Consider the following 26,776-nt stretch of genomic DNA (forward strand, 5'->3'; position numbering starts at 1 on the left):
CTTTACCTCCACCCACACACAGCACAAACCCTTTACTTGCCAATACAGAACTGGCTGAAGATTTTCCCCAAAAGGTCGTCTGGAAGCAGTTTTCCAGTAACTTCACCCAAATGTCTTTGGGCCAAAGAGAGCTCTTCTGCAAATAATTCGAGAGAATTGTTGCCATTTGCAGCGAATTCTTCTGATTTTTCAATATGTTCGGCTGCACGCTCTATGCAGTCCAAATGTCTTCTACGAGCCAAAATGGCACCCTCCTGGGGTCCAGCCCAGCCCACAAGCTCCAAAATCTTCTGTTTTAGCGCCTCAATTCCCTCTCCGGTTTTGGCGGAAATCAGCAAAGATTCTCTGGACGCAGTTTTTGATGATTCTTGGAGCAAATCAGCCTTATTCACAAGCTCAAGCACAGCGCATTTGGGTGGTAATTCCCTCAAAATCTGGGTTTTTAGGTCGTCCTGTTGGGGGGGCGACTGAGCATCAGTCAAAAAAATCACTACGTCTGCCAAACGAATGGCGTCCCAGGATCTTTCAATACCTTTTGCCTCTACAACATCCGTTGTTTCGCGCAGACCGGCTGTATCAATAATATGCATGGGCACACCGTCAATGGTGATGCTTTCTTTAACCCGGTCTCGGGTTGTCCCGGCAATGGGGGTAACAATAGCCACCTCTTCACCGGCCAATCGATTCAGCAAAGAGCTTTTTCCCACATTCGGCGCACCAGCCAATACCAGCTGAATTCCGTCGCGCAAGATTTTTCCCTGCTTAGCGCCAGCACGTAAAGCCTGTAACTTTTCTTTAACGGCGGTTAAGCGCTGACGCGCCTGAGCGTTTTCTAGAAACTCAATTTCTTCTTCTGGGAAATCTAAGGTTGACTCAACCAAAATTCTGAGTTGGGTTATTTCTTCAATGAGATTGTTAATGTCGTCAGAAAAAGCGCCCTGCAAAGAGCGAGCTGCGCTGCGAACAGCCGCCTCGCTTTGCGCATCAATTAAATCTGCAATAGCCTCAGCCTGGGTTAAATCAATCTTGTTGTTGAGATAGGCGCGCAGGGTAAATTCACCTGGCTCTGCAATGACAAGCCCCTCGTTTTTGCCGAGCTCAAGACAGCGCTTCATCACCAGCTCAAGAAGTTGTGGTCCACCATGACACTGAAGCTCTAAAACATCTTCACCCGTAAAGGAAGCTGGCCCAACAAAATAAATTGCAATGAGCTGATCAATGGCTTGGCCATTCTCATCACAGAGCGTTAATAAGTTTGCTTGTCTTGGGGAAAGATTTTTTTGAAAAAGGGTGCGCGTCAGGGTGCTTAAATTTTTTCCGCTAATGCGAATAACCCCAACGCCCGCCTTGCCTGGCGCGGTTGCAACAGCAATGATGGGCAATTTTCTTGTCATCATTGCTGTCTATTTATTACAGGCGAGTTATGCCGCGCTTAAATTACTTAGCGGGCTTTTTTCCAAATATCCGATTAATCTGCCATTGTTGAGTAATGGACAGAATATTGTTGGTGACCCAATACAACACCAAGCCCGCAGGGAAGAAAAAGAACATGATTGAAAAGGCGATTGGCATGTACATCATCACCTTCGCCTGAATTGGATCTGGAGGCGTTGGGTTCAACTTCGTTTGCACAAACATCGAGACAGCCATGATGACTGGCAGAATGTAATACGGATCAGGCACTGAGAGGTCGTGAATCCACAACACCCATGGTGCGCCGCGCATCTCAACGGATGACAATAGCACCCAATACAAAGAAATAAACACGGGGATCTGAATCACAACCGGTAAACACCCACCCAGTGGGTTAATCTTTTCTTTGCGATACATCTCCATCATGGCTTGATTAAGCTTTTGAGGTTCGCCCTTGTACTGCTCCTTCATGGCCGCCAAGCGTGGCTGCACTTCCTTCATGCGAGCCATCGACTTATAACTTGCAGCAGATAGGGGGAAGAAGACCAACTTAATTAAGATGGTCAACAGAATGATGGACCAACCCCAGTTGCCAGCAATATTGTGAATATGCTCTAGCAACCAAAAAATAGGTTTGGCCAGAATAGTTAGATAACCATAGTCTTTAAGCAGCTCAAGTCCAGGGGCTATGGTTTCAAGCATGCGCTCTTCTTGGGGGCCAACAAATAACTGCGCATTGGCGATTAATGTGGTTCCAGTTGGAATTGCGCCTAATTGTGTCTGCATTCCAACTCGGTACAAATCGCTATCGATTCTTCCTGAATAAATGTCTCGCGGCAATTTGTCATCTGGAATCCATGCACTAGCGAAGTAGTGTTGAACCATAGCAACCCAGCCAGGCTGTCCGGCCGATATCTGTGCGGGTGCAGTAAATTTATTTTTCTCTATATCTGTAAATGGGACTTTTTTAAACTTATTCCCATCGGTATAAATTGCTGGCCCAGTAAAAGTGCTTGCAGAAAAAGCACCTCCAAAAGGTCCAATTTTTTGTTCCTGGGAGCCATCTCGCACAATCTCTGTATACAAACTCAGCGGGGCACCATTTGCTGCCACCTGTGTAACCCGATGTCCAACATAAACATCGTAACTTTGAGGATTAAGGAGAAATGTTTTTTCTAGTTTCACACCGTTACGCTCGGCGGAAAGAACCAAGAATGGTCTGCCAGACCCATCTTTGCCTGAGCGATCAAGCTTAAATGTGCTTGTATGGTTTGGCAAATCCACATTACCAACAGCCACCAAACCTGAGCGAGCTACATAGGTGTGGGTAGGCGTATGTTGGAAAATTTCTACTGGTTTTTGATCTGCGGTTAGTTCTTTTAATAATTTCGCACCAACGACGTTTGCGCCCGCAGAACTTATCTCCAATGAAAGAAGTTCGTTAGACAAAACAAATTTTTCAGCGCTCTCGCCCGTTATTGTTTTGGAGTTGGGCGCCTGGGTAATAGGTGTGCCCGCTATTGCCGCTGGGGCATCAACCTTGAGTGGTGTCGCCTTATCGTTAGATGAAGCAACAACAGCTGGAGATCCGCCAAACAAGGATGGCTTGCCCTCATGAACCTGCCAATTGTTGTAGAGCATGAGACCCGACATCGAGAATACTGCCCAAAGAATTGTTTTTTTAAAGTCCATTTATATTCACTTAAGTTGGTGTTTTGTATCTTTTACAGCAGGATCATAACCGCCGTGTGACAAAGGGTTGCAGCGCAAAATACGCCACACCGTAAGACCAAAACTTTTAATAAATCCGTAGTGACTAAAGCAGTCACATGCATATTGCGAACAGCTGGGAACGTACTTGCAGTGCATGCCTAAATACGGGCTTAAAGTGAGTTGATATATTTTTACCAACTTAATTGCCGCATTATTTAAGGCTCGCACCTAAATCAGCCCCGAAATTTGAGAGCGCAAAATTTCTTTTTCTTTATTTCTGAGTCTGCCTCGAGTTTCGCGACCAATTGGTTTTTTGAGCTTAACCACAACATCTTTGTTTAATGTGCTGGCTTGAGCCATCCAAACCAATTCGCGAATCATCCGCTTTAGGCGGTTTCGATCAACCGCTCTTTTGGCTAGCTTCTTTGCTACTGCAACCCCCAAGTCAGGTTTAACGCCCCCTTGAGTGGATGCAAAATACATACCCCAATACAAACTTGTCTTGGGGCGTGTTTTTAGTAATTCAGAAATCCTTGCGCTATTCAATGGCTAAATTACACAGCCAAACGCTTGCGGCCTTTTGCACGACGAGCATTTAAAACTGCGCGTCCGCTTTTGGTTTTCATGCGAATACGGAAACCGTGTGTACGCTTGCGACGGGTTACTGAGGGTTGGTAAGTTCTTTTCATGTTCGATCCCTGGAAAACCAAGTATTTTCCTTGTTGCAGAGCAAAAGGTCAATCCATCTTGATGAATATGTAGGTGTTTTTCTCTATTTTTATTTAAATTTCTCTTAAATCTTTAATTTAAATAGAGATTTTTCTATTATTCACAAGTTATCCACAGCTTTTCCACGTTTTTGTTACTTGTGGATAACTTTGCAGCATCGCTACAATGGATCCTCCAAAAATATGAGCAACTTACACAATCCTCCCGCCTTGAATTCAATTAGCCCACTGGGGTTCTGGGATGATGCTATCGGCATTTTATCCCGCGAACTGTCGCCCCAACAGTTTAAAACATGGATTCAACCCCTTACTTTATTATCTTTTATTGAAAGTGATGACTCACTAACAATTGGAGCCCCCAATCGATTTAAGTTGGACTGGACCAAAAAGACATTTGCCGACCGATTCCAAGAGCTGGCCTCCCAGTATTTTGGGCGCCCCATTAATGTCGGTTTTACACTCTCTGTCGAGGGTGGCACAACCAATACCGCACCCCCTGTATCACTGGAAGAGCCCATAGAAAAAAATGTTTCTGTGGAAACACTGGAACCAAACATATTGGTAGAAGAGAGTGCTTTTGAGATTGAAGATCACTCAAAACTCAACCCGAACCTTACTTTTGAAACGTTTGTTACTGGCAAAGCCAATCAACTTGCTAGGGCAGCGTCGATTCAGGTGGCGCATAACCCTGGAACCTCTTACAACCCCATGTTCTTATATGGTGGGGTAGGTCTGGGTAAGACCCATTTAATTCATGCGATTGGCAACCACCTCTTAAAAGAGAAGCCAAACGCCCGTATTCGCTATATCCACGCCGAACAGTATGTTTCAGATGTGGTCCGCGCATACCAACAAAAGGCGTTTGACCGCTTTAAGCGCTACTACCACTCCTTAGACCTCTTACTTATTGATGATATTCAGTTTTTTAGCGGCAAATCCAGGACTCAGGAAGAGTTTTTCTACGCTTTTGAGGCTTTATTAAGCAACAAAGCCCAAGTCATTATTACTAGCGATACCTACCCCAAGGAAATGGCGGGTATTGATGATCGCCTTATTTCCCGCTTTGATTCTGGGCTAACGGTTGCCATTGAGCCGCCAGAACTAGAAATGCGTGTCGCTATTTTGATGAAAAAGGCAATTAGTGAAGGCATCCCCATGAGTGAGGACGTTGCATTTTTTGTGGCCAAACACTTACGCTCAAACGTTCGGGAGCTAGAGGGGGCTTTGAGAAAGATTTTGGCGTTTGTTCGATTCCATGGTCGCGAAGTCACGATTGAGGTTGCCAGAACAGCCCTAAAAGACCTGCTTTCTATTCAAAATCGTCAAATTTCTGTCGAAAACATTCAAAAAGCGGTTGCTGATTTCTATAGCATTAAGGTTGCAGACATGTACTCCAAAAGGCGCCCGGCTAATATTGCTCGGCCCCGTCAAATTGCAATGTTTATGGCTAAAGAATTGACACAAAAAAGCTTGCCGGAGATTGGTGAATTATTTGGCGGTAGGGACCACACAACCGTCCTGCACGCTGTTCGCAAGATTGCAGATGAGCGGGCACATGATGGGCAGCTAAACCATGAGATTCACGTTATTGAGCAAACCTTAAAGGCGTAGTTTTTTGCTTGTGGATAAGGTTGTGGACAACCCTAGGGATAAGTTTGGGGATTGGATGTGGATAAATTGTGGAAAGGTTCAGCTTCATGCAAAAATAGGGTGTTGATAAAAAGTTATCCCCTTTTTATGCAGTGCTTATACAAGAGTTTTCCACAGGTTTTTTAGTCTTCAATGTGTTGTTTTATAAGGGGTTTTTGACTTATCCACGGAATTTCGAACCCTTATTACTATTACTACTAAGATATATACAAGGATTTAAAAGCAATGCAACTCGTTAACACTTCTCGCGATAGCCTACTAAAACCACTTCAGGTTGTTAGTGGAATTGTTGAACGCAGACACACGCTGCCAATTTTGGCAAATCTCTTATTTAAAAAAGTTGGAGAAAAAGTTTCATTTATCTCCACTGATATTGAAATTCAAATTACAACAAACGCCAATTTTGGTGTTGGTACAGAAGATGTAACAACAACTGTTGCCGCTAGAAAACTTTTAGATATTTTGCGTGCATTGCCAGAGGGTCCGGTATCTTTAAATCTTAAAGATAACAAGATGGTTGTTCAAAGTGGCAAAAGCCGCTTCTCTTTGCAAACACTTTCTGCAACTGAGTTTCCAGTGATGCAAAGTGTGGGTGAGGTAACCGCTGCTTGGAAGATGTCACAAAAGAGTTTTCGTCAACTCATTAGCCAAGTACATTTTTCAATGGCACAACAAGATATTCGTTATTACTTAAATGGGATGTTGTTGGTAATTGAGGGTAAAGAGGTGGTTGCGGTGGCAACAGATGGCCACCGCCTTGCTTACTCTCAGGTTGAGCTTGCAGAAGCCCCATCAGGCTCTGGTCAAAAACAAGAAATCATTATTCCTCGCAAAACAATTTTGGAGTGTCAACATTTACTCGAGGACTCTGATGAATCCTTAGAAATTAGCTTGACAGCTAATCAAGTGAAGTTTGCGTTTGGTGATATTGAGTTAATTTCGAAATTAGTTGAGGGTAAGTTCCCAGATTTCCAAAGGGTGATTCCGAAGGGGCATAAAAACTCACTCGTAGTTGGTCGTGATGCCCTTCAATCAGCACTTCAGCGTGCTGCTATTTTGACAACAGATAAATTTAAAGGTGTCCGTTTCTCTCTTTCTCCAAACCGCATAACAATCCAATCAACCAATGCTGAGCAAGAAGAGGCTCAAGAGGAGATTGAGACTGAGTATGCTGGTGATGCGGTAGAAATTGGATTTAACGTTAGCTATTTGTTGGATGTTTTATCAAACCTAAAGAGCGAAAAGATTCAAATTAGCTTAGGTGATGCAAATAGCAGTGCCGTAATTACTCTGCCTGGCTCAGAGAGTTTTAAGTATGTTGTGATGCCAATGCGTATTTAACTTAGAAAAAAATGACTGAAGAAAAAAAAGTAGTAGAGCAGTACGGCGCTGCATCGATTCAAATCCTAGAGGGTCTTGAGGCTGTTCGTAAACGTCCTGGTATGTATATCGGAGATACATCCGATGGCACGGGTCTGCACCACCTTGTATTTGAAGTTTTGGATAACTCTATTGACGAAGCTTTGGCTGGCTATTGTTCTGAAATCACAGTTGTTATCCAAACTGATAACTCTATTTCTATTGTCGATAATGGTCGTGGTGTCCCAACAGGGATTAAATACGACGATAAGCATGAGCCGAAACGCAGTGCCGCTGAAATTGTTATGACCGAGCTACATGCAGGCGGTAAGTTCGATCAAAATAGTTACAAAGTTTCTGGCGGTCTACATGGTGTGGGTGTTAGCTGTGTAAATGCGCTATCTAAATGGTTGAAGCTAACCATTCGTCGTGATGGTAAAGCTCATTACATGGAGTTTGCACGCGGCGTTATTCAAAATCGCAATATTGTTGATGAGAATGGCGTTTTAGTTTCTCCAATCACTGTTACTGGCGACACTGAGTTATCGGGAACCGAAGTTCACTTTTTGGCCGACGAGACAATTTTTGGAAATGTTGAGTTTCATTATGAAATTTTAGTTAAGCGTATTCGCGAGCTCTCATTCTTAAACAACGGCGTTCACATTAAACTGATTGATCAACGTACCGGTCAAGAAGAAGACTTTGCTTTCTCTGGTGGTGTAAAAGGGTTTGTTGAGTACATCAATCAAACTAAAAATGTACTGCACCCCAACATTTTTTATGCTGAAGGTAATCGCCCTTCAGACCTAGGCGGTCAAATTACTGCTGAAGTATCTATGCAATGGAATGATAGTTTTAGTGAGCAAGTACTTTGTTTTACTAACAACATTCCGCAGCGGGATGGTGGAACACACTTGACCGGCTTGCGTGCCGCAATGACGCGTGTCATTAATAAATACATTGATGAGCATGAAGTTGCCAAGAAAGCAAAAGTAGAAATTTCTGGTGATGACATGCGCGAGGGCTTGGCCTGCGTTTTGTCGGTGAAGGTCCCAGAACCAAAATTCTCTAGCCAAACAAAAGACAAGTTAGTTTCCAGTGAGGTACGTGGGCCAGTTGAAGAAATTGTTGCCGAAGCTTTGAGCGCATATCTTCAAGAGCGTCCTGCGGATGCCAAGATCCTGTGCGGCAAGATTGTTGACGCCGCCCGTGCTCGCGAAGCCGCACGCAAAGCGCGCGACATGACCAGACGTAAGGGTGTGTTGGATGGACTTGGACTACCCGGCAAGTTAGCCGACTGCCAAGAAAAAGACCCAACAAAATCTGAACTCTTTATTGTCGAGGGAGACTCTGCAGGAGGCTCTGCGAAACAGGGGCGTGATCGTCGCTTCCAAGCAATTCTTCCTTTAAAAGGAAAAATCCTCAACGTTGAAAAGGCTCGTTTTGACAAAATGCTTGCTAGCCAAGAGGTGGTTACTTTAATTACCGTTCTGGGCACCGGTATAGGGATTGAAGAATATAAGGCAGATAAATTACGCTATCACCGCATCATTATCATGACCGACGCGGACGTTGACGGTAGTCATATCCGCACGCTGTTGTTAACTTTCTTCTATAGGCAGATGCCTGAGTTGATCGAGCGCGGCCATATTTATATTGCTCAACCACCGCTTTACAAAGTAAAGTTTGGTAAGAATGAGCAGTACATTAAAGACGACAACGAGCTAAATCAGTTGTTATTAAAAATCGCACTAGAAACCGCCTCTCTACAAACACCAACAGGTGAAATTGTTGAGGGTGAAGCACTTAATGAGTTGGCTAAACACTACCAAGTGATTCAGTCGATTGTTGACCGCTTGTCTCGCACCATTGATGAAGATGCTCTGCGAGCAATTGCTTCAGGAACACCATTAAATCTGGATACAGAAAAATCAGCAAATGAGTCTGCTGATCGTTTAAGGCAAGCACTTGCCGACTCTTTGAATCCTTTAGCTTTGCCACCAGAAATTATTGTGCAAAAAGAAGATCGCACTGAGCGCTTCCGCTTATTGTTATCGCGCCGTATTCATGGAAACCTGAAGCTCTCTTCCATTAACTCTGACTTTGTTCATGGCGATGATTACCAAAGCCTTGCAAATGCAGCAGCTGTTTTATCGGGCAAGGTTGTGGCGGGCTCCAAGGTTCGTCGTGGCGATCCAGATAAAAATCAAAAAGAGCAAACAATTGGCGACTTTAGGGCCGCCTTTGCTTGGTTGTTGTCTGAGGCAGAGCGCGTATTGAGTCGTCAGCGCTATAAGGGTCTTGGTGAGATGAACCCTTCACAGCTGTGGGAAACCACTATGGATGCTAGCTCTAGAACACTCTTGCAGGTAAAGATTGAAGATGCGATTGCCGCAGACCAGGTCTTTACTACTTTAATGGGGGATGAGGTTGAGCCTCGTCGCGCATTTATTGAAAAAAATGCCCTTATTGCCCGCAACCTAGACGTTTAATTTATGACATCCAAAAAATTAAAACCACCTAAGGTGGACAGATCCTCTATTGTTGTGAAATCTTCGCCTATTCACGGAAAAGGCGTATTTGTTGCCAAACCCATTAAAAAGGGTCAGGCAATTATTGAATACAAGGGCGAGCGCATCAGCTGGAAGCTTGCTGAGAAGCGCCACCCACACGACCCCAAAGACCCCAATCACACCTTTTACTTTTCATTAGAAGATGGTCGTGTGATTGATGCGAAATACGGCGGCAATGCTGCACGTTGGATCAATCACTCGTGTAAACCCATTTGCGAAACCCGCGAAGATAGTTTTGGTGGTGAGCCGCGAGTATTTATTTATGCAAAGCGCACCCTTAAGGTTGGTGAAGAGTTGTTTTACGACTACTCACTCGATATTGAGGGGAAAATTACGAAGCAAATGAAAAAAGATTACGAGTGCCGTTGTGGTTCAAAAAAATGCCGTGGCACTATGCTTGCAACTAAAGATAAGTAAAAATAATTTTCATGTTGTTTGTAACAATCCAAGAGCTAGAGGCTACCATCAACTACTGGCGCAGTCAGTCCCCATCAGAGGGTGATGAGTTGCGGCTCTGCCCTGAAGCTTCGGCCCTCGCTAAACCATATGCGTTAATGATTGTGCAGGGCGCCCAAAGGGTTCCGGTTGACGTCTTAGACGAATTAGCTCGTTCAGCAATTCAGCAATTTCAAAAACTGACCTAAAAATTTTTTAGCGCTACCGCTTTAATTGTTTAGGGTAATTGCTATATAAACCCATGCCATCTTCGGGTATCCTCGTATTCTTGCTCCCAAGTAGGGGGTAGAGGGTATGACATTGCAAGAAACAATATTAAAAACAATCGGACTGGGAAAATCCTTTAAGGGATTTTCTGCGGTCACTGATGTGAACCTAGATGTCGCTCGGGGAACCATCCACGCTTTGATTGGGCCTAATGGAGCCGGCAAGACGACTTGCTTCAATTTGCTGACTAAGTTTTTAGAGCCCAGCAGCGGTCAAATCTTATTTAACGGTTTTGATATCACCAAAGAGGCCCCCGCACAAATTGCAAGACGGGGCATTATTCGCTCCTTTCAGATTTCCGCTGTTTTTCCACATTTAACGGTTATTGAAAATGTTCGTGTTGCACTGCAGCGAGGATTGGGTACGGAGTTTCACTTCTGGAAGTCTGGAAACTCTTTAAATGTGCTTAATGAGCGCGCACTAGAGCTTCTACATGAGGTTGGTTTGGAAGGTTTTGCCGACGAGGAAACTCTCAATCTAGCTTATGGCCGTAAAAGGGCGCTTGAAATTGCAACAACTTTAGCTATGGAGCCAGAGTTAATGCTTTTGGATGAACCCACCCAGGGAATGGGCCACGAAGATGTTGAGCGCGTAACAGAGTTGATTGATCGTGTGGCCAAGGGCCGCACTATTCTGATGGTTGAGCACAATATGAAGGTGGTTTCTTCAATTGCAGATCGTATTACCGTTTTACAGCGTGGCTCCGTGCTGGCTGAGGGTTCTTATCATGAGGTTTCAAACAACCCACTGGTTGTTGAGGCTTATATGGGTAGCCATGGGGGAGACAACCTATGAGCACCATGGCGCTAGAGGTTAAAAATTTAGAGTCTTGGTATGGCGAATCTCACATTTTGCATGGCGTGAATTTTGCTGTGCGTGATGGCGAGGTTGTTACTTTACTTGGAAGAAATGGCGCCGGTAGAAGCACCATTCTGAAGACCATCTTAGGATTAACTAGTAAAAGAACTGGTTCTGTAGAGGTCTATGGGGCGGAAACTATCTCCATGCCCACTTATAAGATTGCTCGTTTGGGGGTTGGTTTTTGCCCAGAGGAAAGAGGTATTTTTGCTAGCTTGAGTACAGAGGAAAACCTTTTACTTTTGCCAGAGATTGCGCCCGGCGGCATGGGTTTGGATGAGATTTATGAAATGTTTCCAAATCTCTATGAAAGAAGAAATAGCCCTGGCACCCGCCTATCTGGTGGTGAGCAGCAAATGCTGGCGATGGCGCGAATTCTGAGAACCGGCGCCAAGCTATTGTTATTGGATGAGATTACTGAGGGGTTGGCGCCCGTGATTGTGCAAAAGCTTGGAGAAGTTGTCACCAGTTTGCGCAACAAAGGCTTCACGATTGTGTTGGTTGAGCAAAACTTCCACTTTGCTGCGCCCTTAGCTGATCGTCATTATGTAGTTGAGCATGGAAACGTGGTTGAGGTGGTGCAACAAAGCGAGCTTGCCGAAAAAGCAACTTTATTAAATGAGTATCTTGGGGTTTAGTGGATTTCTATAGGAGACGGTAATGAAGTTAAAGCAAATAACCGCGTGTCTGGTTGCGGCGACCATGTTTGGTTCAAACCCAGTGTTTGCACAAAGCGGATCAAAAGTAAGTGGCGATGTTGTAAAGATTGGCGTCTTAACTGACCTTTCCGGAGTCTATTCCGACTTGGCGGGCCCGGGCGCAGTGATTGCGGCAAAAATGGCGATTGCTGATTTCTCAAAAGACGGCACCGTTATTGGAAAGAAGATTGAGCTCGTAAGCGCTGACCACCAGAACAAAGCTGACATTGCCGCCAACAAAGCGCGTGAATGGTATGACAAAGACGGCGTTGATGTAATTGTTGAATTAGTTTCCACCAACGTTGCCTTGGCTGTAATGGAGGTTGCCGAGCAAAAGAACAAGATTACTTTGGTTTCCGGCGCTGGATCAGTTGCAATTACTAATGAAAAATGTACTGCCAACAACGTGCATTGGACTTATGACACTTACGCCCTTTCAAATGGCACGGGTAAGGCAGTAGTAAAGCAGGGTAAAAAGAACTGGTACTTCATTACCGCTGACTATGCTTTCGGTGCAGCCCTTGAAAAAGATGCCACTGCTGTTGTGACCGCTAACGGCGGTAAAGTTTTAGGCACCAGCAAACACCCATTCCCCAATAGCGATTTCTCTTCCTATCTTTTAAAAGCGCAGGCTAGTGGCGCAGATGTGGTTGCTTTGGCAAATGCAGGCCAAGATACCATTAACACCGTTAAGCAAGCCTCTGAGTTTGGTATCAACAAAAAACAAACCGTTGTTCCTTTATTGATGTTTATCTCCGACGTGCATTCTTTGGGTCTACCCACTGCACAAGGCATGTACCTCACAGAAGGTTTCTATTGGGATAAAGATGACAAGACCCGCGCATTTTCAAAGCGCTTCATCTTGCAGCATAAGCGTATGCCAACAATGGTTCAGGCTGGCGTTTACTCATCTGTTCTTGCTTATTTAAATGCAGTACAAAAAGCAGGTACCGATGACACTCAAGCTGTGATGAAGGCATTAAAGTCTACAAACATCGATGATGGTCTTTTCAAAGGCAAGATTCGTGCCGATGGTAAGTTTGAGCATGACATGTATTTGTTAGAAGTGAAGAAGCCGGCTGACTCTAAGAGCCCATGGGATTACTACTATGTTCGTGCAACCATTCCTGCTGCAGAAGCTACTTTGCCGCTTTCACAATCGAAGTGCAAGTTAGTTAACAAGTAATAAATAGAAATCAAGAATGTTTGAACTTCTCGGAATTACCCCTCAAGGGCTGGTAGCCCAGCTCTTGGTGGGGCTTATTAATGGCTCGTTCTACGCCATATTGAGTTTGGGATTGGCCATTATTTTTGGCCTTCTCAACATCATTAATTTTGCGCATGGTGCTCAGTACACTATGGGCGCTTTTATTGCCTGGATTGGTTTAACCCAGATTAGCCAATGGCTTGGGTTCCCTGACCTAACCATTAATTATTGGTTTGCTCTGATTGTTGTGCCATTGGTTTTGGCGGGATTTGGCTTAATTCTGGAGCGCACGATGTTGCGCCGCCTGTACCACCTTGATCACCTATATGGCTTGTTGCTGACTTTTGGTTTGGCTCTCATTATTGAGGGCATGTTCCGTCATTGGTATGGAATTTCTGGTGAGAGCTACCCGGCCCCGGAGTTATTGCAGGGAGCGATTCCATTAGAGTCGCTTGGCATCATCTTGCCAAAGTATCGCATATGGGTTGTGGTGATTTCTATGACGGTATGTTTCTCAACCTGGTATGTGATTGAGAGAACAAAGTTGGGTGCCTATTTGCGCGCTGGAACCGAAAACCCTAAATTACTACAAGCCTTTGGTATCAATGTTCCGCTGATGATTTCTTTGGCCTACGCCTATGGCGTTGGCCTAGCAGGTTTTGCTGGAGTATTAGCAGCCCCCATTTTCCAGGTGAACCCGTTGATGGGTTCCAACCTCATCATTGTTGTGTTTGCGGTGGTGGTGATTGGTGGCATGGGCTCGATCATGGGTGCCATCCTTACTGGTTTGGGCTTGGGTCTGGTTGAGGGCCTGACTAAGGTCTTTTATCCAGAGGCCTCCGGCGTTGTGATTTTTGTGATCATGGCAATTGTTCTTTTGATTCGTCCTGCTGGACTGTTTGGGCGGGAGAAGTAAGCATGAATCCAAAAACAAAATTGCTTTACGGCATCTTGGTTTTAATTGCCCTGTTATTGCCGTTCCAAGATTTTATTTATCTCGTGTTTGCAATGAAGGTGTTGTGCTTCGCCCTTTTTGCGTGCGCATTCAATTTGCTTTTGGGTTTTACCGGGCTTCTATCTTTTGGCCATGCAGCATTTTTTGGAACTGCTGCCTACATCACCGCCTACTTCTGCAAAGAAGCGGGCCTCTCCCCTGAGTTGGGAATTGTGTTGGGCGTTGTTGGTTCTGGTGTTTTGGGATTCTTAATTGGATCGTTGGCCATTCGCAGACAAGGCATTTACTTTGCGATGGTGACTTTGGCTCTTTCGCAAATGGTTTACTTTTTAGCTGTTCAGCTTCCATTTACAGGGGGCGAAGATGGAATACAGGGCGTCCCCCGCGGCATGTTATTTGGCTTGATTGACCTAAAGGATGACGTCGCGATGTACTACTTTGTTTTGGCAGTTTTCTTATTTGGTTTTGCCGTCATTATGCGCGCTGTGCACTCTCCGTTTGGTCAGGTTCTTAAGGCAATTCGTGAGAATGAGCCTCGTGCAATTTCCCTGGGTTATGACGTTGATCGTTTTAAGTTGATGTCTTTTGTGCTCTCTGCCGCATTATCTGGCTTGGCTGGCTCCATGAAATCTTTGGTGTTTCAATTGGCAACGCTGACCGATGTTCACTGGCATATGTCCGGCGAGGTTGTGTTGATGACTTTGCTTGGAGGCATGGGAACCATTCTGGGCCCAGTGGTTGGCGCAGGAATTGTTGTTGGTTTGCAAAACTATCTTGCCAATATTGGCTCATGGAGCACAATTGCAACCGGCTTCATTTTTGTCATTTGTGTTTTAGCATTCCGCCGTGGTGTTGTTGGTGAAATTGCTGCGTACTATAAAAACAAAAACTGAGCTTTTGTTTTTCCTTTTATTATTTGATTTTTAGTGCGGCGCTTTCGCCGCACTCATTTAATTAAAAGAGACTCTCATCGAATTTTCAATTTTCATATGGCCACTGCTTTTAGCAATGGCTTTCTTTGCTGGGCTGGTTGATGCTGTAGCCGGAGGCGGCGGCCTGATTCAGGTGCCGGCCCTGTTTGCTGCTTATCCCAATGTTCCACCTGCAACTTTGCTGGCGACGAATAAGGTTGCCGCGGTTGGTGGGACCTTTAATGCTGCGCGTAAATTTTTGGGTCATGTTTCTTTGCCTTGGGCAATTGTTTTGCCAGCAATCGTCGCAGGTTTTGTTGGCTCTCTTTTGGGCGCAAATGCAGTGAGCAATTTCCCGGCTGAGCCTTTGCGCAAAGCGTTGCCATTCGTTTTGTTGTTCCTGCTTCTGTACACCTGGTTTCAGCCTTCGCTTGGAGAGGCGCATGCGCCGAAAATTCTTGGGCGTTTTCAACAACTCAAGGGTGTAATTCTTGGCTTAACAATTGGTTTTTATGACGGCTTCTTTGGTCCCGGTACCGGTAGCTTTTTATTGTTTGGTTTTGTGCGCTTTTTTGGTTTTGATTTTCTCCATGCCTCTGCGGCAACAAAATTGGTAAACGTAGCAACCAACCTAGCAGCTATTTTGATGTTGGCTAGCCTGGGTCAAATTAATTGGACGCTTGGTTTTGTCATGATGATTGCCAACATTGCCGGCAGTCAGTTCGGCAGCCGGCTTGCAATTAAACACGGTAGTGCTTTCGTCAGAAAGGCCTTTTTGGTCATTGTTAGCGTGCTGATATTGAAGTCAGCCTGGAATGCTTATTTCATCAATTAAATCAATTGCTTAGAAATCAAACCTTTGTTTTTCTAGGAATTGTTGATCTTTTGTTTCACGTGAAACAAACAAAATGCTATGATCATCGCCCTATCTGAGGCAAATCATGCGTTATTCCAAAAGTTTCGATGTCATTGTGGTTGGAGGCGGTCACGCTGGGACTGAGGCCGCGCTTGCGTCGGCGCGTATGGGATGCGATACCCTATTAATCACCCATAGTATTGAAAACTTGGGCGCCATGAGCTGCAATCCTTCCATTGGCGGGATTGGTAAGGGTCATTTGGTAAAAGAAATCGATGCCATGGGCGGCGCAATGGCTGCGGCTACGGATGAGGCTGGCATTCAGTTTCGCATCCTGAATTCTAGTAAGGGCCCCGCTGTTCGAGCCACTCGTGCTCAGGGTGACCGAGTTCTATATAAGGCCGCCATTCGCCGCCGTCTAGAAAATCAACCTAATTTAAGTATCTTCCAGGCTGCAGTGGATGACTTATTGGTCAAGGGTGATCAGGTCCAGGGCGTTGTTACCCAAATGGGGCTGGAGTTCGAGGCAAAAAAAGTGGTCCTCACGGCAGGTACCTTCTTGGATGGAAAAATCCACGTTGGCTTAAATAATTATGCTGGTGGGCGTGCAGGCGATCCTGCCGCAGTTTCTTTATCGGCTAGATTAAAAGAGTTGAAGCTTCCGCAGGGAAGACTGAAGACTGGTACCCCACCTCGCATTGATGGTCGAACAATCGACTTTTCAGTCATGCTTGAGCAGCCTGGGGACTTGGATCCAGTGCCGGTATTTTCTTATTTGGGGCGTCCAGAGCAGCACCCCAAGCAGGTTCCTTGCTGGATTTCTCATACAAACGAAAAGACTCACGATATTATTCGAGGCGGTTTAGATCGTTCACCTATGTATACCGGTGTGATTGAGGGAGTTGGCCCCCGTTACTGCCCTTCTATTGAGGACAAGATTCATCGTTTTGCCTCCAGAAACAGTCACCAGATCTTCTTGGAGCCAGAGGGCCTAACAACTAACGAGTTTTACCCCAATGGGATTTCTACCAGCTTACCTTTTGATGTTCAGTGGGACTTAGTCCGCAGCATTTGGGGTATGGAGTCTGCGGTGATTGTCCGCCCTGGGTACGCAATTGAGTACGACTTCTTTGATCCACGCCAATTACGTCATAGCCTTGAGACAAGGGCAATTGGCGGGCTTTACTTCGCTGGCCAGATCAATGGCACCACAGGCTATGAAGAGGCTGCAGCGCAAGGTATGCTGGCCGGAATCAATGCCGGCTTGGCAGCGAAGGGCAAAGAGCCTTGGCTGCCTAAGCGCAGCGAGTCCTATATTGGTGTTTTGGTTGATGATTTGATTACCCGTGGTGTCCAGGAGCCTTATCGCATGTTTACAAGCCGGGCAGAGTATCGCCTGAGTTTGCGGGAAGACAATGCAGATATGCGTCTAACCACGATTGGGCGCGAACTTGGCTTGGTGGATGACTATCGTTGGGAAGTATTTTGCAGAAAACAGGAGGCTGTTTCACGTGAAACATCTCGCTTGCAAGACATTTGGGTTGGGCCAAAACATGAGGCTGCCCCCCTAGTTTCTCAGTTGCTGGGTCAAGACCTGTCCCATGAATGCAACTTAACCGAGTTATTGAGGCGCCCAGGGGTTACTTATGAAGCAATTACCGCTTTGGGTAATGGAATGTGGGCCCCAGCAACTCTAGACGAAGATCTTGGCTTGGCTGCTCAAATTAGCGATCAGGTAGAAATCTCAGTTAAATACCAGGGCTATATTGATCGTCAGGCGACAGAAATCGCTCGTCAAGAACACAATGAATCATTTCCCTTATCGGAATCATTGGATTATTCCCAGGTTATTGGCTTATCTAAAGAGGTTCAGCAAAAGCTGAATTTGCATAAACCCGAAACATTAGGTCAGGCTGGCCGCATTTCAGGGGTCACGCCTGCAGCACTTTCGCTTCTATTGGTGCACCTTAAAAAAGGCTTGGGCCGCACTCAAGAGACCCATGAGTGAGGGTTTGCTTGCTTTAGGGATTGGTGATCTTGGGTTGGAATTAAGCCCAAGCAATATCGCCGATTTAGAGCTATTTTTGCAAGAAATGGGGCGCTGGAACCAGGTTCATAATCTCACGGCAATCGAGGGTGAGAAAGATTCTATTCGACTGCATCTTATTGATTCTATTGCAGTTTTGCCAGTATTGAAACGCTTCTTAAGGGGCCCGTCTCCTAAGATTGCTGACCTTGGTTCAGGAGGCGGGTTACCGGCCATCCCTATTGCCATTGTTCAGCCGGAGTGGCAGCTTTCGCTGATTGAGGCCATCCGCAAGAAGACGGCATTTCTGCAGCATGTGCGCGGAAAACTGAAATTGAAAAACATTGAGGTGCTGTGCGAGAGAGTGGAAGATGCTGCAATGCAACATCCAGCACAATTTGATGCAGTCATTTCTCGGGCATTTACAAATCTCGCACGTTTTTTGGATCTGTCATTGCCCTTCTTAAAGCCCGATGGCCTGGTATTTGCAATGAAGGCCAAGCGCGCTGACGACGAAATGAAAGATGTTTCCATGGACGATTGGTGCTTAGTTGCCGATGAGCCCCTTCACATCCCTAATTTAGCGGTGGAGCGACGCCTTTTGGTGTTGGCCCCCGTGAGAAAATCCACCCTCACCTCTTAAGTAAACTCAAAAGTAGCCATGGCAAAAATTTTCTGTATTGCAAATCAAAAGGGTGGTGTTGGTAAAACCACAACCGCCGTTAATTTGGCGGCAGGCTTAGCGGGACTACAGCAGCGCGTTTTGTTGGTGGACCTTGATCCTCAAGGTAATGCCACCATGGGCTCAGGGATAGAGAAAGCAGATTTAAACGCGAGCGTATATCAGGTGTTAATTGGCATGACATCAGTTAAAGAATGTGTGCAGCTTTGCGAAAGCTCCGGGTACGACGTATTGCCGGCTAATCGTGATTTAGCGGGCGCCGAAATTGAATTGGTAGATTTGGATTTACGCGAAGCGCGTTTGAAAGATGCGCTTGCTCAGGTCGCAAATGATTACGACTTTATTTTGATTGATTGTCCGCCCGCCTTGTCTTTGTTAACGCTCAATGGATTGTGCGCAGCCAACGGAGTGATTGTGCCAATGCAATGCGAATACTTTGCATTGGAAGGCCTGTCTGATTTAGTAAACACCATCAAACAAGTGCATGCAAATTTGAACCCCGACTTGGTCATCATTGGTTTATTACGCGTCATGTTTGATGCGCGAATGACTTTGCAGCAACAAGTCTCCGATCAGTTGCTTGAACACTTCGGTGACAAGGTATTTAAGACCATTATTCCGCGCAATGTACGTCTTGCCGAAGCCCCCTCTTATGGGCTTCCTGGTGTGGCTTTCGATAAATCATCACGTGGCGCAAAAGCCTATTTAGAGTTTGGTGCCGAGATGGTTGAGCGCATCAAGCACATGTAATTTTTAGAAAGAACAGTAAAGATCATGGTTGCCATTAAGAAAAAAGGTTTAGGTAGAGGCCTCGAGGCGTTGCTTGGAGAAAAGACGCAGCAAGCAAGTCCTTCCACCGAAATCAATCGTTTGCCATTAACTGCTTTGCAGGCAGGCAAATATCAGCCGCGTCAAAAAATGGAAGCCGGTGCATTGCAAGAGTTGGCAGAAAGTATTCGTGAGCAAGGTGTTATGCAGCCCTTACTGGTTCGCCTGGTGGCTCCCGGTAAGTACGAAATTATTGCGGGTGAAAGACGCTTTCGTGCGGCAACTATTGCGGGCTTAAAAGAGGTTCCGGTTTTAGTTTCTGGCGCCGATGATCAGGCTGCGGCGGCAATGGCCCTGGTAGAAAATATGCAGCGAGAGGATTTAAATCCTCTCGAAGAATCACAGGGCTTAGCTAGGTTGATTGAGGAGTTTGGATTTACGCACGAGCAGGCAGCAAAGGCTGTAGGCAAGTCTCGCAGTGCAATTACCAACTTATTGCGTCTTGCCCAGCTCGCAAAGCCGGTCCAAGCCATGCTGTTGGCCGGCGATATCGATATGGGACATGCGCGTGCGCTATTGCCCCTTCCCGGGTCGAGCCAGGTGGCTTTGGCCCAGAGAATCTCGGCACAGGGTCTGTCTGTCCGTGAGGCGGAGAGAATGACTGCTGCTTTGGTGATTGCGGGCGGTCAAATTGGAGACAAAAAGGCTAAAAGTAAGCCAAGTACTTCTTCACCCAGCAGCGATCCAGATATGCAGCGTTTGACGCAAGAAATTGCAGATTTGATTGGTCTAAGCACGGAATTCAAGCTTAAAGGCAAGGGCGGAGAGCTCAGGCTTCGGTTCAGCCAGTTCGATGAATTAGATTCCTTATTAAAAAAGTTGGGTATTGCTGCTGATTAGCGGCTTACTGGAAATAAATTTTGTGAACAAAAAGCAGCCATTGAGCACCTCTGAATGGGACGAGGTCGAGGAAGATTCCTTTAAAACACTCAGCAAAGAGGAAATGGATGCATTGCGTAAATTAAAACCACGCAGTTTTGCTTCTATCAATTCATGGTGGGTTGTCTTAAGTCAGGTGGCGATCACTATAGCAATTGCGGCTGCTTGCTATGTATTTTCAAGTCCAGCCGACAAAAACGTTTATACTTATTCGGCTTTAGTAGGCGGTTTGATTGGATTTTTGCCTTCCGCGTTGTTTTTGATGCGCATTGAGGCGGCAAAAAAGAGTGTCAAATCCAGCCCCGGCGGCTTTTTGGCGGCAGTAGTTTCTGGTGAATTTATAAAAATCCTAGCAACTATTGCTTTGTTCATAGGCTTTGCCCTAAAGCAGCCTGATTTGAATTGGATCCCGTTGCTTGTTACTTATTTGGCTACGCTTAAGTGTTATTTGTTAGCGTGGTTTTGGAAGTAACAAGACGCAAATAAACAAGGACAAGCAATAGATGTCTAGCGAAGTTAACGCAGCAGCAGAAGCGGCCCATCACGTGGCTAGCGAACCGCTTACACCCACTGCTTATATTGCAGAGCATTTACAAAACCTAAACAATATTGGTGGGGCACAGTCCTCCATTATTGATTTCAGCGTTATCAATTTAGACACAATGTTTTGGACCACCCTCATGGGCCTGGTCGCGGTTTTCCTGCTAGTGATCGCCGCTCGTAGAGCATCCCCAGGAGTTCCAGGCCGTTTTCAATGTTTGGTTGAAATGTTGGTTGAAATGGTTGAGACCCAATCAAAAGGCATTGTGCACGGTGATAGATCCTTTATTGCCCCGCTAGCGCTTTTCGTTTTCTGTTGGATCATTCTTTTAAATACGCTTGATTTGATCCCGGTTGACTGGGTCGTTGGTGTAAATCACTTTATTGGTAACTTTGGCGTTCATGTGCCTCACCATAAGATTGTTCCAACTACAGATTTGAACGCCACTTTAGGCTTATCGTTCTCAGTGCTGCTTTTGGTTTTCTTTTATAGCTTCAAGGTTAAAGGCGTCGGCGGCTTTATGCATGAGCTGATCTCTGCTCCATTTGGTGCCAAGTGGTATCTCATGCCCTTCAATCTTGTTTTGAATATCATCGAATATGTTGCTAAGGGCGTTTCTTTGGGAATGCGACTTTTTGGAAACATGTATGCGGGCGAGCTGATCTTTTTATTGATCGCCTTGTTAGGAAGTATTTGGACCTTTAATTTGGATTTATCGATGTTAGGCTTTGTTGGCAACGTGCTTGCTGGCTCTGCTTGGGCGATCTTCCATATCTTGGTCATTTTGTTACAAGCCTTTATTTTCATGATGTTGACCTTGGTTTACATTGGCCAAGCTCATAGTCACCATTAACCTTTTTATTTTTAACCTCACTTTCAATACTTAGGAGTAAACATGCAAGCATTCTTAGCCAACATTCAAGGACTAACCGCTATCGGTATCGGCCTCATCATCGGCCTCGGCGCTTTAGGAGCCTGTTTAGGCATTGGCCTCATGGGTGGCAAGTTCATTGAGGGCGCAGCCCGTCAACCAGAACTCATCAACGAATTGCAAACCAAGATGTTCCTTTTGGCTGGTTTGATCGATGCTGCGTTCTTGATCGGCGTCGGTGTTGCGATGTTGTTTGCTTTCGCAAACCCACTGCTCGCAGTTATTAAGTAATTGTTTTGGCGTGGATGACCAACGCGTCATCCAACTGTTCTCAACAATACTGAAAGGAATATCGTGAATCTGAACGCGACCCTATTCGCGCAAATGATCGTTTTCTTCGTCTTATGGTGGGTTGTTGCACGCTTTGTGTGGCCACCGCTAGTTAAGGCGTTAGATGAGCGTTCAAGCAAAATTGCTGATGGTTTAGCTGCTGCCGAGCGTGGTAAAGAAGCTCTCGCATTAGCCAGCAATGAAGCTGAGCAAGAATTAACTAAAGCACGTCAAGAAGGTGTTCAACGCGTTGCTGAAGCTGAAAAACGTGCACAAATGTCAGCCGAAGAAATTCGCGCTAACGCACAAGCTGAAGCCGCTAGAATCATTTCTCAAGCGCAACAAGACGCAGCCCAGCAAGTTACTCGTGCCCGCGAAGTTCTGCGCGCTGAAGTGGCTGTTCTCGCTGTTAAAGGCGCCGAGCAAATTTTGCGTCGCGAAGTTGATGCAAAAGCTCACGGCCAGTTGCTTGATCAACTAAAGGCAGAACTTTGATATGGCTGAATTAGCCACTATTGCACGTCCTTATGCGGAAGCGCTTTTTCAAAGCGCCAAGCCGGCTGAGTTTGCAGGCTGTTTGGAGCAACTAAACGAATTGGCACAGCTTGCAGCTTTGCCAGAAGTTGCTGCTTTATCAAACAATCCAAAAGTATCCGCTGACGATTTGAGCAAGTTGCTTTCTGGCATGGTGAAAACCAAGCTAGACCCTAAGGTTGCTAGCTTTTTGAATCTTGTGAATCAAAACCACCGCTTAGCAGCTGTTCCTGAAATTGCTCATCAATTTGAAGCAATGAAGAACAAAAGCGAAGGTGCCGCAGAAGTAAACATTACTAGCGCATTCCCTTTAGAGGGTTCTGCGTTAAATGATTTGTTGTCAAGTTTGAAGAAGCGCTTTGGGGGTAAAGAATTGCGCCCAACTATCCAAATTGATCCAACATTGATTGGCGGAGTTCGCATTCAAGTTGGCGATGAAGTAATGGATAGTTCAGTTAAGGCCCAGTTAGCTCAAATGCAAGCAAGTCTTGGCGCATAAGTGATCCCTATTAAGAACATACGAAATAAGACCCAGGAGTAAGTAATGCAACTCAACCCTTCCGAGATCAGCGAGCTGATCAAAAGCCGAATTAGCGAATTGGGCGTTGACTCCCAAGTTCGCAACGAAGGCACTGTAATTTCAGTGACCGACGGTATTTGCCGCGTACATGGCTTGTCAGGCGTTATGCAGGGCGAAATGTTGGAATTTCCTAACAACACTATCGGCCTTGCATTAAACCTTGAGCGTGATTCTGTTGGTGCCGTAGTGTTGGGTGAATACACTCACATTAAAGAAGGCGACCCAGTGAAATGTACGGGCCGTATTTTGGAAGTTCCAGTTGGCCCAGAGTTGCTCGGTCGCGTTGTAAACGCACTCGGTCAGCCTATTGATGGCAAAGGCCCAATCAATACGAAGTTAACTGACTTTATCGAAAAAGTTGCTCCAGGAGTTATCGCACGTCAATCCGTTAGCCAGCCAGTTCAAACTGGTTTGAAGGCGATTGATGCGATGGTTCCAATTGGCCGTGGTCAGCGTGAGTTGATCATTGGCGACCGTCAAACTGGTAAGACTGCAGTTGCGGTTGACGCGATCATTAACCAAAAAGGTAAAGGCGTTTATTGCGTTTACGTGGCGATCGGTCAAAAAGCTTCCACTATTGCTAACGTTGTTCGCAAGCTCACAGAATTGGGCGCGATGGAGTACACAGTTGTTGTTGCAGCGAGCGCTTCTGAGTCTGCAGCGATGCAGTACCTCTCTGCTTACGCAGGCTGCACCATGGGTGAATACTTCCGAGATCGCGGCGAAGACGCTTTGATTGTTTACGATGACTTAACTAAGCAAGCGGTTGCTTATCGTCAAATCTCCTTGTTGCTCCGTCGCCCACCAGGCCGCGAAGCTTATCCTGGCGATGTGTTCTACCTCCACTCACGCTTACTCGAGCGCGCTGCACGTGTAAATGCTGAGTATGTTGAGAAGTTCACCAATGGCGCCGTAAAAGGTAAGACTGGTTCATTGACTGCATTGCCAATCATTGAAACCCAAGCTGGTGACGTTTCTGCATTCGTTCCAACCAACGTAATTTCAATTACTGACGGTCAGATCTTCTTGGAAACTGACTTGTTCAACGCTGGTGTGCGTCCTGCGATTAACGCCGGTATTTCTGTTTCCCGCGTTGGTGGTGCTGCACAAACTAAAGTGATTAAGAAATTGTCTGGCGGTATTCGTACCGACTTAGCGCAATATCGTGAATTAGCAGCATTTGCTCAGTTCGCATCTGATCTTGACGAAGCAACCCGCAAGCAGCTCGAACGTGGACGTCGCGTTACTGAATTGTGTAAGCAAGCTCAATACAAGCCACTCCAAGTTTGGGAAATGGCCGCTTCACTTTATGCTGTTAATAACGGCTATTTCGATGATCTCGAAGTGAAGAATGTATTGCCATTCGAAAAAGGTTTGCAAGATCATTTGAAATCTAAATTCGCTGACTTAGTTGCGCGTATTGAAGAAACCAAAGATTTGAGCAAAGATGACGAAGCTGCATTGCGCGCTGCCATTGAGGATTACAAGCGTTCTGCCTCTTTCTAAGAGGGCTCGCATAAATTATGGCAAGCACAAAAGAGATACGATCTAAGATCAAGAGCGTGCAAAACACGCGCAAGATCACGAAGGCAATGGAAATGGTCGCCGCATCCAAGATGCGGCGCGCCCAGGAGCGTATGCGTAATGCGCGCCCCTATGCTGAAAAAATTCGTGAGATTGTTGCCAACCTTTCTAAAGCAAATCCAGAGTTTCGCCCTGCTTACATGGCGACTCGTGAGGTGAAGAAAGTTGGCACGATTTTGGTTACAACAGATAAAGGCTTATGCGGCGGTTTAAATACCAACGTCTTGCGTTTGATTGCTAACCAAGTGCGCGATTTGCAAGAACAAAATATTGAGATTGCGTACACCGCAATTGGTTCAAAAGGCTTGCAATTTTTGAATCGCTCAAAAGCAAAACTGATTTCTCAAACAATCCAAATTGGTGATACACCACATATGGATGTTTTGATTGGCGCAATTGTTGCCCAATTAGAAGCGTTTGAGCGTGGCGAGATTGATGCCGTTTATTTGGCATTTACCCGCTTTGTAAATGCAATGAAACAAGAGCCTGTTTTAGAAAAACTCTTGCCTTTGGAGCCAGAAGCTTTGACTCCACAAGAGAAAACAGGCAATTCTTGGGATTACATCTACGAACCTGATGCAGAGTCTATTTTGAATGGTCTGCTTAAGCGTTACGTTGAAGCAATGATTTATCAGGCAGTTGCTGAAAACATGGCTTCTGAGCAGTCTGCACGTATGGTCTCTATGAAGGCCGCTTCAGATAATGCGAAGAACGTAATCGGCGAATTGCAATTGGAATACAACAAAACACGACAGGCTGCTATTACTAAAGAGTTGTCAGAAATTGTTGGCGGAGCGGCTGCGGTTTAAGCGGTCAGCGTTTAGGAATACGAAAGAATTCAGGAATTAAAAGCGGAGAAATGCGATGAGTAACGGAAATATCGTGCAATGTATCGGTCCAGTGGTGGACATTCAGTTCCCACGCGACAAAATGCCAAACATTTATGATGCTTTGACATTAGTTGATAGCGGTGAAAAATCATTTGCTGAAAAAGGTTTGACCTTTGAAGTTCAGCAACAAATTGGTGACGGCGTAGTTCGCGCTATTGCCATGGGCGCAAGCGATGGTTTGCGTCGTGGCATGGAAGTGAAATCTACTGGCGGTCCAATTTCTGTGCCTGTTGGCCCAGCAACACTTGGGCGCATTATGGACGTTTTAGGTCGCCCAATTGATGACGCAGGTCCGATTGCAACTGAAGAGCGTCGTGCTATTCACCAGCCAGCACCGAAGTTTGATGAGCTTTCACCTTCTGTGGACTTGTTAGAAACTGGTATTAAGGTTATTGACTTAGTTTGCCCGTTTGCTAAAGGCGGTAAGGTTGGCTTGTTCGGTGGTGCGGGTGTTGGTAAGACCGTGAACATGATGGAGTTGATTAACAACATCGCTAAGCAACACTCAGGTTTATCAGTGTTCGCCGGTGTTGGTGAGCGTACTCGTGAAGGTAATGACTTCTACCACGAGATGAAAGAATCTAACGTTATCGACAAAGTAGCGATGGTGTTTGGTCAGATGAATGAACCTCCTGGCAACCGTTTGCGCGTTGCGTTAACTGGTTTGACAATGGCTGAAGCGTTCCGTGACGAAGGCCGTGACATTTTGTTCTTCGTTGACAATATTTATCGCTACACATTGGCCGGTACTGAAGTTTCTGCGTTACTCGGTCGTATGCCTTCTGCTGTGGGTTACCAGCCTACATTGGCTGAAGAGATGGGCAAATTGCAAGAGCGTATTACTTCTACCAAGACTGGTTCCGTTACCTCTATTCAGGCCGTTTACGTTCCTGCGGATGACTTGACCGATCCGTCACCAGCTACAACCTTCTTGCACCTTGACTCCACAGTTGTGTTGTCACGTGATATTGCTGCATTGGGTATTTATCCAGCGGTTGATCCATTGGATTCCACTAGCCGTCAGCTCGACCCACAGGTAGTTGGTCAAGAGCACTACGAAGTAGCTCGTGAAGTGCAGATGACATTACAGCGTTACAAAGAGTTGCGCGACATTATTGCTATTTTGGGTATGGATGAGTTGTCACCTGAAGATAAGTTATCTGTATCACGTGCTCGTAAGATTCAGCGTTTCTTGTCACAGCCTTTCCACGTTGCTGAAGTGTTTACTGGTTCACCAGGCAAATACGTTCCATTGAAAGAAACTATTCGTGGTTTCAAAATGATCTGCAGCGGCGAATTGGATCACTTGCCTGAGCAAGCGTTCTACATGGTGGGTTCAATTGATGAAGCCATCGAGAAAGCCAAGAAGCTTTAATCTAGGGAAATT

The 26,776-nt window shown here is 45.7% G+C and carries 28 protein-coding genes; 23 read left to right on the forward strand and 5 right to left on the reverse strand.

Annotation, left to right across the window (positions count from 1 at the left end):
* Positions 1 to 32: 32 nt before the first annotated feature.
* From mnmE to rpmH, 5 genes are all read right to left on the reverse strand, one after another.
* Positions 33 to 1,394, reverse strand: coding sequence for a tRNA uridine-5-carboxymethylaminomethyl(34) synthesis GTPase MnmE (gene mnmE, locus AOC28_RS00180; protein ID WP_072582118.1), 1,362 nt, complete (start codon positions 1,392 to 1,394; stop codon positions 33 to 35).
* A 43-nt stretch (positions 1,395 to 1,437) separates the two neighbouring features.
* Complete coding sequence (gene yidC, locus AOC28_RS00185; RefSeq protein ID WP_072582031.1) at positions 1,438 to 3,105, reverse strand: membrane protein insertase YidC; 1,668 nt, start codon at positions 3,103 to 3,105, stop codon at positions 1,438 to 1,440.
* 6 nt (positions 3,106 to 3,111) lie between these two features.
* Entirely contained in the window at positions 3,112 to 3,354 is a 243-nt protein-coding gene (gene yidD / locus AOC28_RS00190; RefSeq protein ID WP_072582032.1) for a membrane protein insertion efficiency factor YidD, read from the reverse strand.
* The gene (gene rnpA, locus AOC28_RS00195) at positions 3,355 to 3,609 is read right to left on the reverse strand and encodes a ribonuclease P protein component (protein ID WP_237767697.1); all 255 of its coding nucleotides are present in this window, start codon (positions 3,607 to 3,609) and stop codon (positions 3,355 to 3,357) included.
* 71 nt (positions 3,610 to 3,680) lie between these two features.
* Positions 3,681 to 3,815 carry a 50S ribosomal protein L34 gene (rpmH, locus tag AOC28_RS00200; RefSeq protein WP_011903922.1) on the reverse strand — a complete coding sequence of 45 codons (135 nt, stop codon included), beginning with the start codon at positions 3,813 to 3,815 and terminating at the stop codon, positions 3,681 to 3,683.
* Between the two features lie 222 nt (positions 3,816 to 4,037).
* Here rpmH and dnaA point away from each other — a divergent pair, with 222 nt between their 5' ends.
* From dnaA to atpD, 23 genes are all read left to right on the forward strand, one after another.
* Positions 4,038 to 5,465, forward strand: a complete 1,428-nt coding sequence (gene dnaA, locus AOC28_RS00205; RefSeq protein WP_192846836.1) for a chromosomal replication initiator protein DnaA — start codon at positions 4,038 to 4,040, stop codon at positions 5,463 to 5,465.
* Positions 5,466 to 5,729: 264 nt separating this feature from the next.
* A complete protein-coding gene (gene dnaN / locus AOC28_RS00210; RefSeq protein ID WP_072582033.1) occupies positions 5,730 to 6,845 on the forward strand; it encodes a DNA polymerase III subunit beta in 1,116 nt (371 codons plus the stop codon).
* Between the two features lie 11 nt (positions 6,846 to 6,856).
* A complete protein-coding gene (gyrB, locus tag AOC28_RS00215) occupies positions 6,857 to 9,355 on the forward strand; it encodes a DNA topoisomerase (ATP-hydrolyzing) subunit B (RefSeq protein ID WP_072582034.1) in 2,499 nt (832 codons plus the stop codon).
* A 3-nt stretch (positions 9,356 to 9,358) separates the two neighbouring features.
* Positions 9,359 to 9,853 carry an SET domain-containing protein-lysine N-methyltransferase gene (locus AOC28_RS00220; RefSeq protein ID WP_072582035.1) on the forward strand — a complete coding sequence of 165 codons (495 nt, stop codon included), beginning with the start codon at positions 9,359 to 9,361 and terminating at the stop codon, positions 9,851 to 9,853.
* A gap of 11 nt (positions 9,854 to 9,864) precedes the next feature.
* The gene (locus AOC28_RS00225; RefSeq protein WP_072582036.1) at positions 9,865 to 10,080 is read left to right on the forward strand and encodes a DUF3717 domain-containing protein; all 216 of its coding nucleotides are present in this window, start codon (positions 9,865 to 9,867) and stop codon (positions 10,078 to 10,080) included.
* 106 nt (positions 10,081 to 10,186) lie between these two features.
* Positions 10,187 to 10,954, forward strand: coding sequence for an ABC transporter ATP-binding protein (locus AOC28_RS00230; RefSeq protein ID WP_072582037.1), 768 nt, complete (start codon positions 10,187 to 10,189; stop codon positions 10,952 to 10,954).
* Positions 10,951 to 11,655, forward strand: a complete 705-nt coding sequence (locus tag AOC28_RS00235; protein ID WP_072582038.1) for an ABC transporter ATP-binding protein — start codon at positions 10,951 to 10,953, stop codon at positions 11,653 to 11,655. Before AOC28_RS00230 ends, AOC28_RS00235 begins: the two co-directional genes overlap by 4 nt.
* Before the next feature lie 22 nt (positions 11,656 to 11,677).
* On the forward strand, positions 11,678 to 12,901 hold the full coding sequence (locus tag AOC28_RS00240; RefSeq protein ID WP_072582039.1) for an ABC transporter substrate-binding protein: 1,224 nt from the start codon (positions 11,678 to 11,680) through the stop codon (positions 12,899 to 12,901).
* Positions 12,902 to 12,917: 16 nt separating this feature from the next.
* Positions 12,918 to 13,838: a branched-chain amino acid ABC transporter permease gene (locus AOC28_RS00245; protein ID WP_072582040.1), complete on the forward strand. Its 921-nt coding sequence runs from the start codon at positions 12,918 to 12,920 to the stop codon at positions 13,836 to 13,838.
* 2 nt (positions 13,839 to 13,840) lie between these two features.
* Entirely contained in the window at positions 13,841 to 14,770 is a 930-nt protein-coding gene (locus tag AOC28_RS00250; protein ID WP_072582041.1) for a branched-chain amino acid ABC transporter permease, read from the forward strand.
* A gap of 115 nt (positions 14,771 to 14,885) precedes the next feature.
* Positions 14,886 to 15,623, forward strand: a complete 738-nt coding sequence (locus AOC28_RS00255; RefSeq protein WP_072582042.1) for a TSUP family transporter — start codon at positions 14,886 to 14,888, stop codon at positions 15,621 to 15,623.
* A 106-nt stretch (positions 15,624 to 15,729) separates the two neighbouring features.
* Positions 15,730 to 17,652 (forward strand): tRNA uridine-5-carboxymethylaminomethyl(34) synthesis enzyme MnmG, encoded by a 1,923-nt coding sequence (gene mnmG / locus AOC28_RS00260; RefSeq protein WP_072582043.1) that lies wholly within the window; start codon positions 15,730 to 15,732, stop codon positions 17,650 to 17,652.
* Positions 17,645 to 18,313, forward strand: coding sequence for a 16S rRNA (guanine(527)-N(7))-methyltransferase RsmG (gene rsmG, locus AOC28_RS00265; RefSeq protein ID WP_072582044.1), 669 nt, complete (start codon positions 17,645 to 17,647; stop codon positions 18,311 to 18,313). Before mnmG ends, rsmG begins: the two co-directional genes overlap by 8 nt.
* A gap of 18 nt (positions 18,314 to 18,331) precedes the next feature.
* On the forward strand, positions 18,332 to 19,102 hold the full coding sequence (locus tag AOC28_RS00270; RefSeq protein ID WP_072582045.1) for a ParA family protein: 771 nt from the start codon (positions 18,332 to 18,334) through the stop codon (positions 19,100 to 19,102).
* Between the two features lie 24 nt (positions 19,103 to 19,126).
* Entirely contained in the window at positions 19,127 to 20,020 is an 894-nt protein-coding gene (locus AOC28_RS00275; RefSeq protein ID WP_072582046.1) for a ParB/RepB/Spo0J family partition protein, read from the forward strand.
* Between the two features lie 22 nt (positions 20,021 to 20,042).
* Positions 20,043 to 20,531, forward strand: coding sequence for an ATP synthase subunit I (locus AOC28_RS00280; protein WP_072582121.1), 489 nt, complete (start codon positions 20,043 to 20,045; stop codon positions 20,529 to 20,531).
* Positions 20,532 to 20,562: 31 nt separating this feature from the next.
* Positions 20,563 to 21,453, forward strand: a complete 891-nt coding sequence (gene atpB / locus AOC28_RS00285) for a F0F1 ATP synthase subunit A (RefSeq protein ID WP_072582047.1) — start codon at positions 20,563 to 20,565, stop codon at positions 21,451 to 21,453.
* Positions 21,454 to 21,495: 42 nt separating this feature from the next.
* Entirely contained in the window at positions 21,496 to 21,762 is a 267-nt protein-coding gene (gene atpE / locus AOC28_RS00290) for a F0F1 ATP synthase subunit C (RefSeq protein WP_028818346.1), read from the forward strand.
* 63 nt (positions 21,763 to 21,825) lie between these two features.
* The gene (locus tag AOC28_RS00295; RefSeq protein WP_072582048.1) at positions 21,826 to 22,296 is read left to right on the forward strand and encodes a F0F1 ATP synthase subunit B; all 471 of its coding nucleotides are present in this window, start codon (positions 21,826 to 21,828) and stop codon (positions 22,294 to 22,296) included.
* 1 nt (position 22,297) lies between these two features.
* Complete coding sequence (locus AOC28_RS00300; protein WP_072582049.1) at positions 22,298 to 22,834, forward strand: F0F1 ATP synthase subunit delta; 537 nt, start codon at positions 22,298 to 22,300, stop codon at positions 22,832 to 22,834.
* Positions 22,835 to 22,879: 45 nt separating this feature from the next.
* The gene (gene atpA / locus AOC28_RS00305; RefSeq protein ID WP_072582050.1) at positions 22,880 to 24,421 is read left to right on the forward strand and encodes a F0F1 ATP synthase subunit alpha; all 1,542 of its coding nucleotides are present in this window, start codon (positions 22,880 to 22,882) and stop codon (positions 24,419 to 24,421) included.
* Between the two features lie 17 nt (positions 24,422 to 24,438).
* Positions 24,439 to 25,308 carry a F0F1 ATP synthase subunit gamma gene (gene atpG / locus AOC28_RS00310; protein WP_072582051.1) on the forward strand — a complete coding sequence of 290 codons (870 nt, stop codon included), beginning with the start codon at positions 24,439 to 24,441 and terminating at the stop codon, positions 25,306 to 25,308.
* Positions 25,309 to 25,363: 55 nt separating this feature from the next.
* Positions 25,364 to 26,764, forward strand: coding sequence for a F0F1 ATP synthase subunit beta (gene atpD / locus AOC28_RS00315; protein WP_072582052.1), 1,401 nt, complete (start codon positions 25,364 to 25,366; stop codon positions 26,762 to 26,764).
* Positions 26,765 to 26,776 lie beyond the last annotated feature (12 nt).

Origin of the sequence: Polynucleobacter sp. MWH-Adler-W8 (assembly GCF_001889925.1) — a bacterium.
Taxonomy (GTDB): Bacteria; Pseudomonadota; Gammaproteobacteria; order Burkholderiales; family Burkholderiaceae; genus Polynucleobacter.

What these genes read in the sequence shown, in the direction of transcription:
- mnmE (WP_072582118.1), bottom strand. Translation starts at nt 1,394, where the DNA reads ATGACAAGAAAATTGCCCATCATTGCTGTTGCAACCGCGCCAGGCAAG.
- yidC (WP_072582031.1), bottom strand. Translation starts at nt 3,105, where the DNA reads ATGGACTTTAAAAAAACAATTCTTTGGGCAGTATTCTCGATGTCGGGT.
- rnpA (WP_237767697.1), bottom strand. Translation starts at nt 3,609, where the DNA reads ATGTATTTTGCATCCACTCAAGGGGGCGTTAAACCTGACTTGGGGGTT.
- rpmH (WP_011903922.1), bottom strand. Translation starts at nt 3,815, where the DNA reads ATGAAAAGAACTTACCAACCCTCAGTAACCCGTCGCAAGCGTACACAC.
- dnaA (WP_192846836.1), top strand. Translation starts at nt 4,038, where the DNA reads ATGAGCAACTTACACAATCCTCCCGCCTTGAATTCAATTAGCCCACTG.
- dnaN (WP_072582033.1), top strand. Translation starts at nt 5,730, where the DNA reads ATGCAACTCGTTAACACTTCTCGCGATAGCCTACTAAAACCACTTCAG.
- gyrB (WP_072582034.1), top strand. Translation starts at nt 6,857, where the DNA reads ATGACTGAAGAAAAAAAAGTAGTAGAGCAGTACGGCGCTGCATCGATT.
- AOC28_RS00220 (WP_072582035.1), top strand. Translation starts at nt 9,359, where the DNA reads ATGACATCCAAAAAATTAAAACCACCTAAGGTGGACAGATCCTCTATT.
- AOC28_RS00225 (WP_072582036.1), top strand. Translation starts at nt 9,865, where the DNA reads ATGTTGTTTGTAACAATCCAAGAGCTAGAGGCTACCATCAACTACTGG.
- AOC28_RS00230 (WP_072582037.1), top strand. Translation starts at nt 10,187, where the DNA reads ATGACATTGCAAGAAACAATATTAAAAACAATCGGACTGGGAAAATCC.
- AOC28_RS00235 (WP_072582038.1), top strand. Translation starts at nt 10,951, where the DNA reads ATGAGCACCATGGCGCTAGAGGTTAAAAATTTAGAGTCTTGGTATGGC.
- AOC28_RS00240 (WP_072582039.1), top strand. Translation starts at nt 11,678, where the DNA reads ATGAAGTTAAAGCAAATAACCGCGTGTCTGGTTGCGGCGACCATGTTT.
- AOC28_RS00245 (WP_072582040.1), top strand. Translation starts at nt 12,918, where the DNA reads ATGTTTGAACTTCTCGGAATTACCCCTCAAGGGCTGGTAGCCCAGCTC.
- AOC28_RS00250 (WP_072582041.1), top strand. Translation starts at nt 13,841, where the DNA reads ATGAATCCAAAAACAAAATTGCTTTACGGCATCTTGGTTTTAATTGCC.
- AOC28_RS00255 (WP_072582042.1), top strand. Translation starts at nt 14,886, where the DNA reads ATGGCTTTCTTTGCTGGGCTGGTTGATGCTGTAGCCGGAGGCGGCGGC.
- mnmG (WP_072582043.1), top strand. Translation starts at nt 15,730, where the DNA reads ATGCGTTATTCCAAAAGTTTCGATGTCATTGTGGTTGGAGGCGGTCAC.
- rsmG (WP_072582044.1), top strand. Translation starts at nt 17,645, where the DNA reads ATGAGTGAGGGTTTGCTTGCTTTAGGGATTGGTGATCTTGGGTTGGAA.
- AOC28_RS00270 (WP_072582045.1), top strand. Translation starts at nt 18,332, where the DNA reads ATGGCAAAAATTTTCTGTATTGCAAATCAAAAGGGTGGTGTTGGTAAA.
- AOC28_RS00275 (WP_072582046.1), top strand. Translation starts at nt 19,127, where the DNA reads ATGGTTGCCATTAAGAAAAAAGGTTTAGGTAGAGGCCTCGAGGCGTTG.
- atpB (WP_072582047.1), top strand. Translation starts at nt 20,563, where the DNA reads ATGTCTAGCGAAGTTAACGCAGCAGCAGAAGCGGCCCATCACGTGGCT.
- atpE (WP_028818346.1), top strand. Translation starts at nt 21,496, where the DNA reads ATGCAAGCATTCTTAGCCAACATTCAAGGACTAACCGCTATCGGTATC.
- AOC28_RS00300 (WP_072582049.1), top strand. Translation starts at nt 22,298, where the DNA reads ATGGCTGAATTAGCCACTATTGCACGTCCTTATGCGGAAGCGCTTTTT.
- atpA (WP_072582050.1), top strand. Translation starts at nt 22,880, where the DNA reads ATGCAACTCAACCCTTCCGAGATCAGCGAGCTGATCAAAAGCCGAATT.
- atpG (WP_072582051.1), top strand. Translation starts at nt 24,439, where the DNA reads ATGGCAAGCACAAAAGAGATACGATCTAAGATCAAGAGCGTGCAAAAC.
- atpD (WP_072582052.1), top strand. Translation starts at nt 25,364, where the DNA reads ATGAGTAACGGAAATATCGTGCAATGTATCGGTCCAGTGGTGGACATT.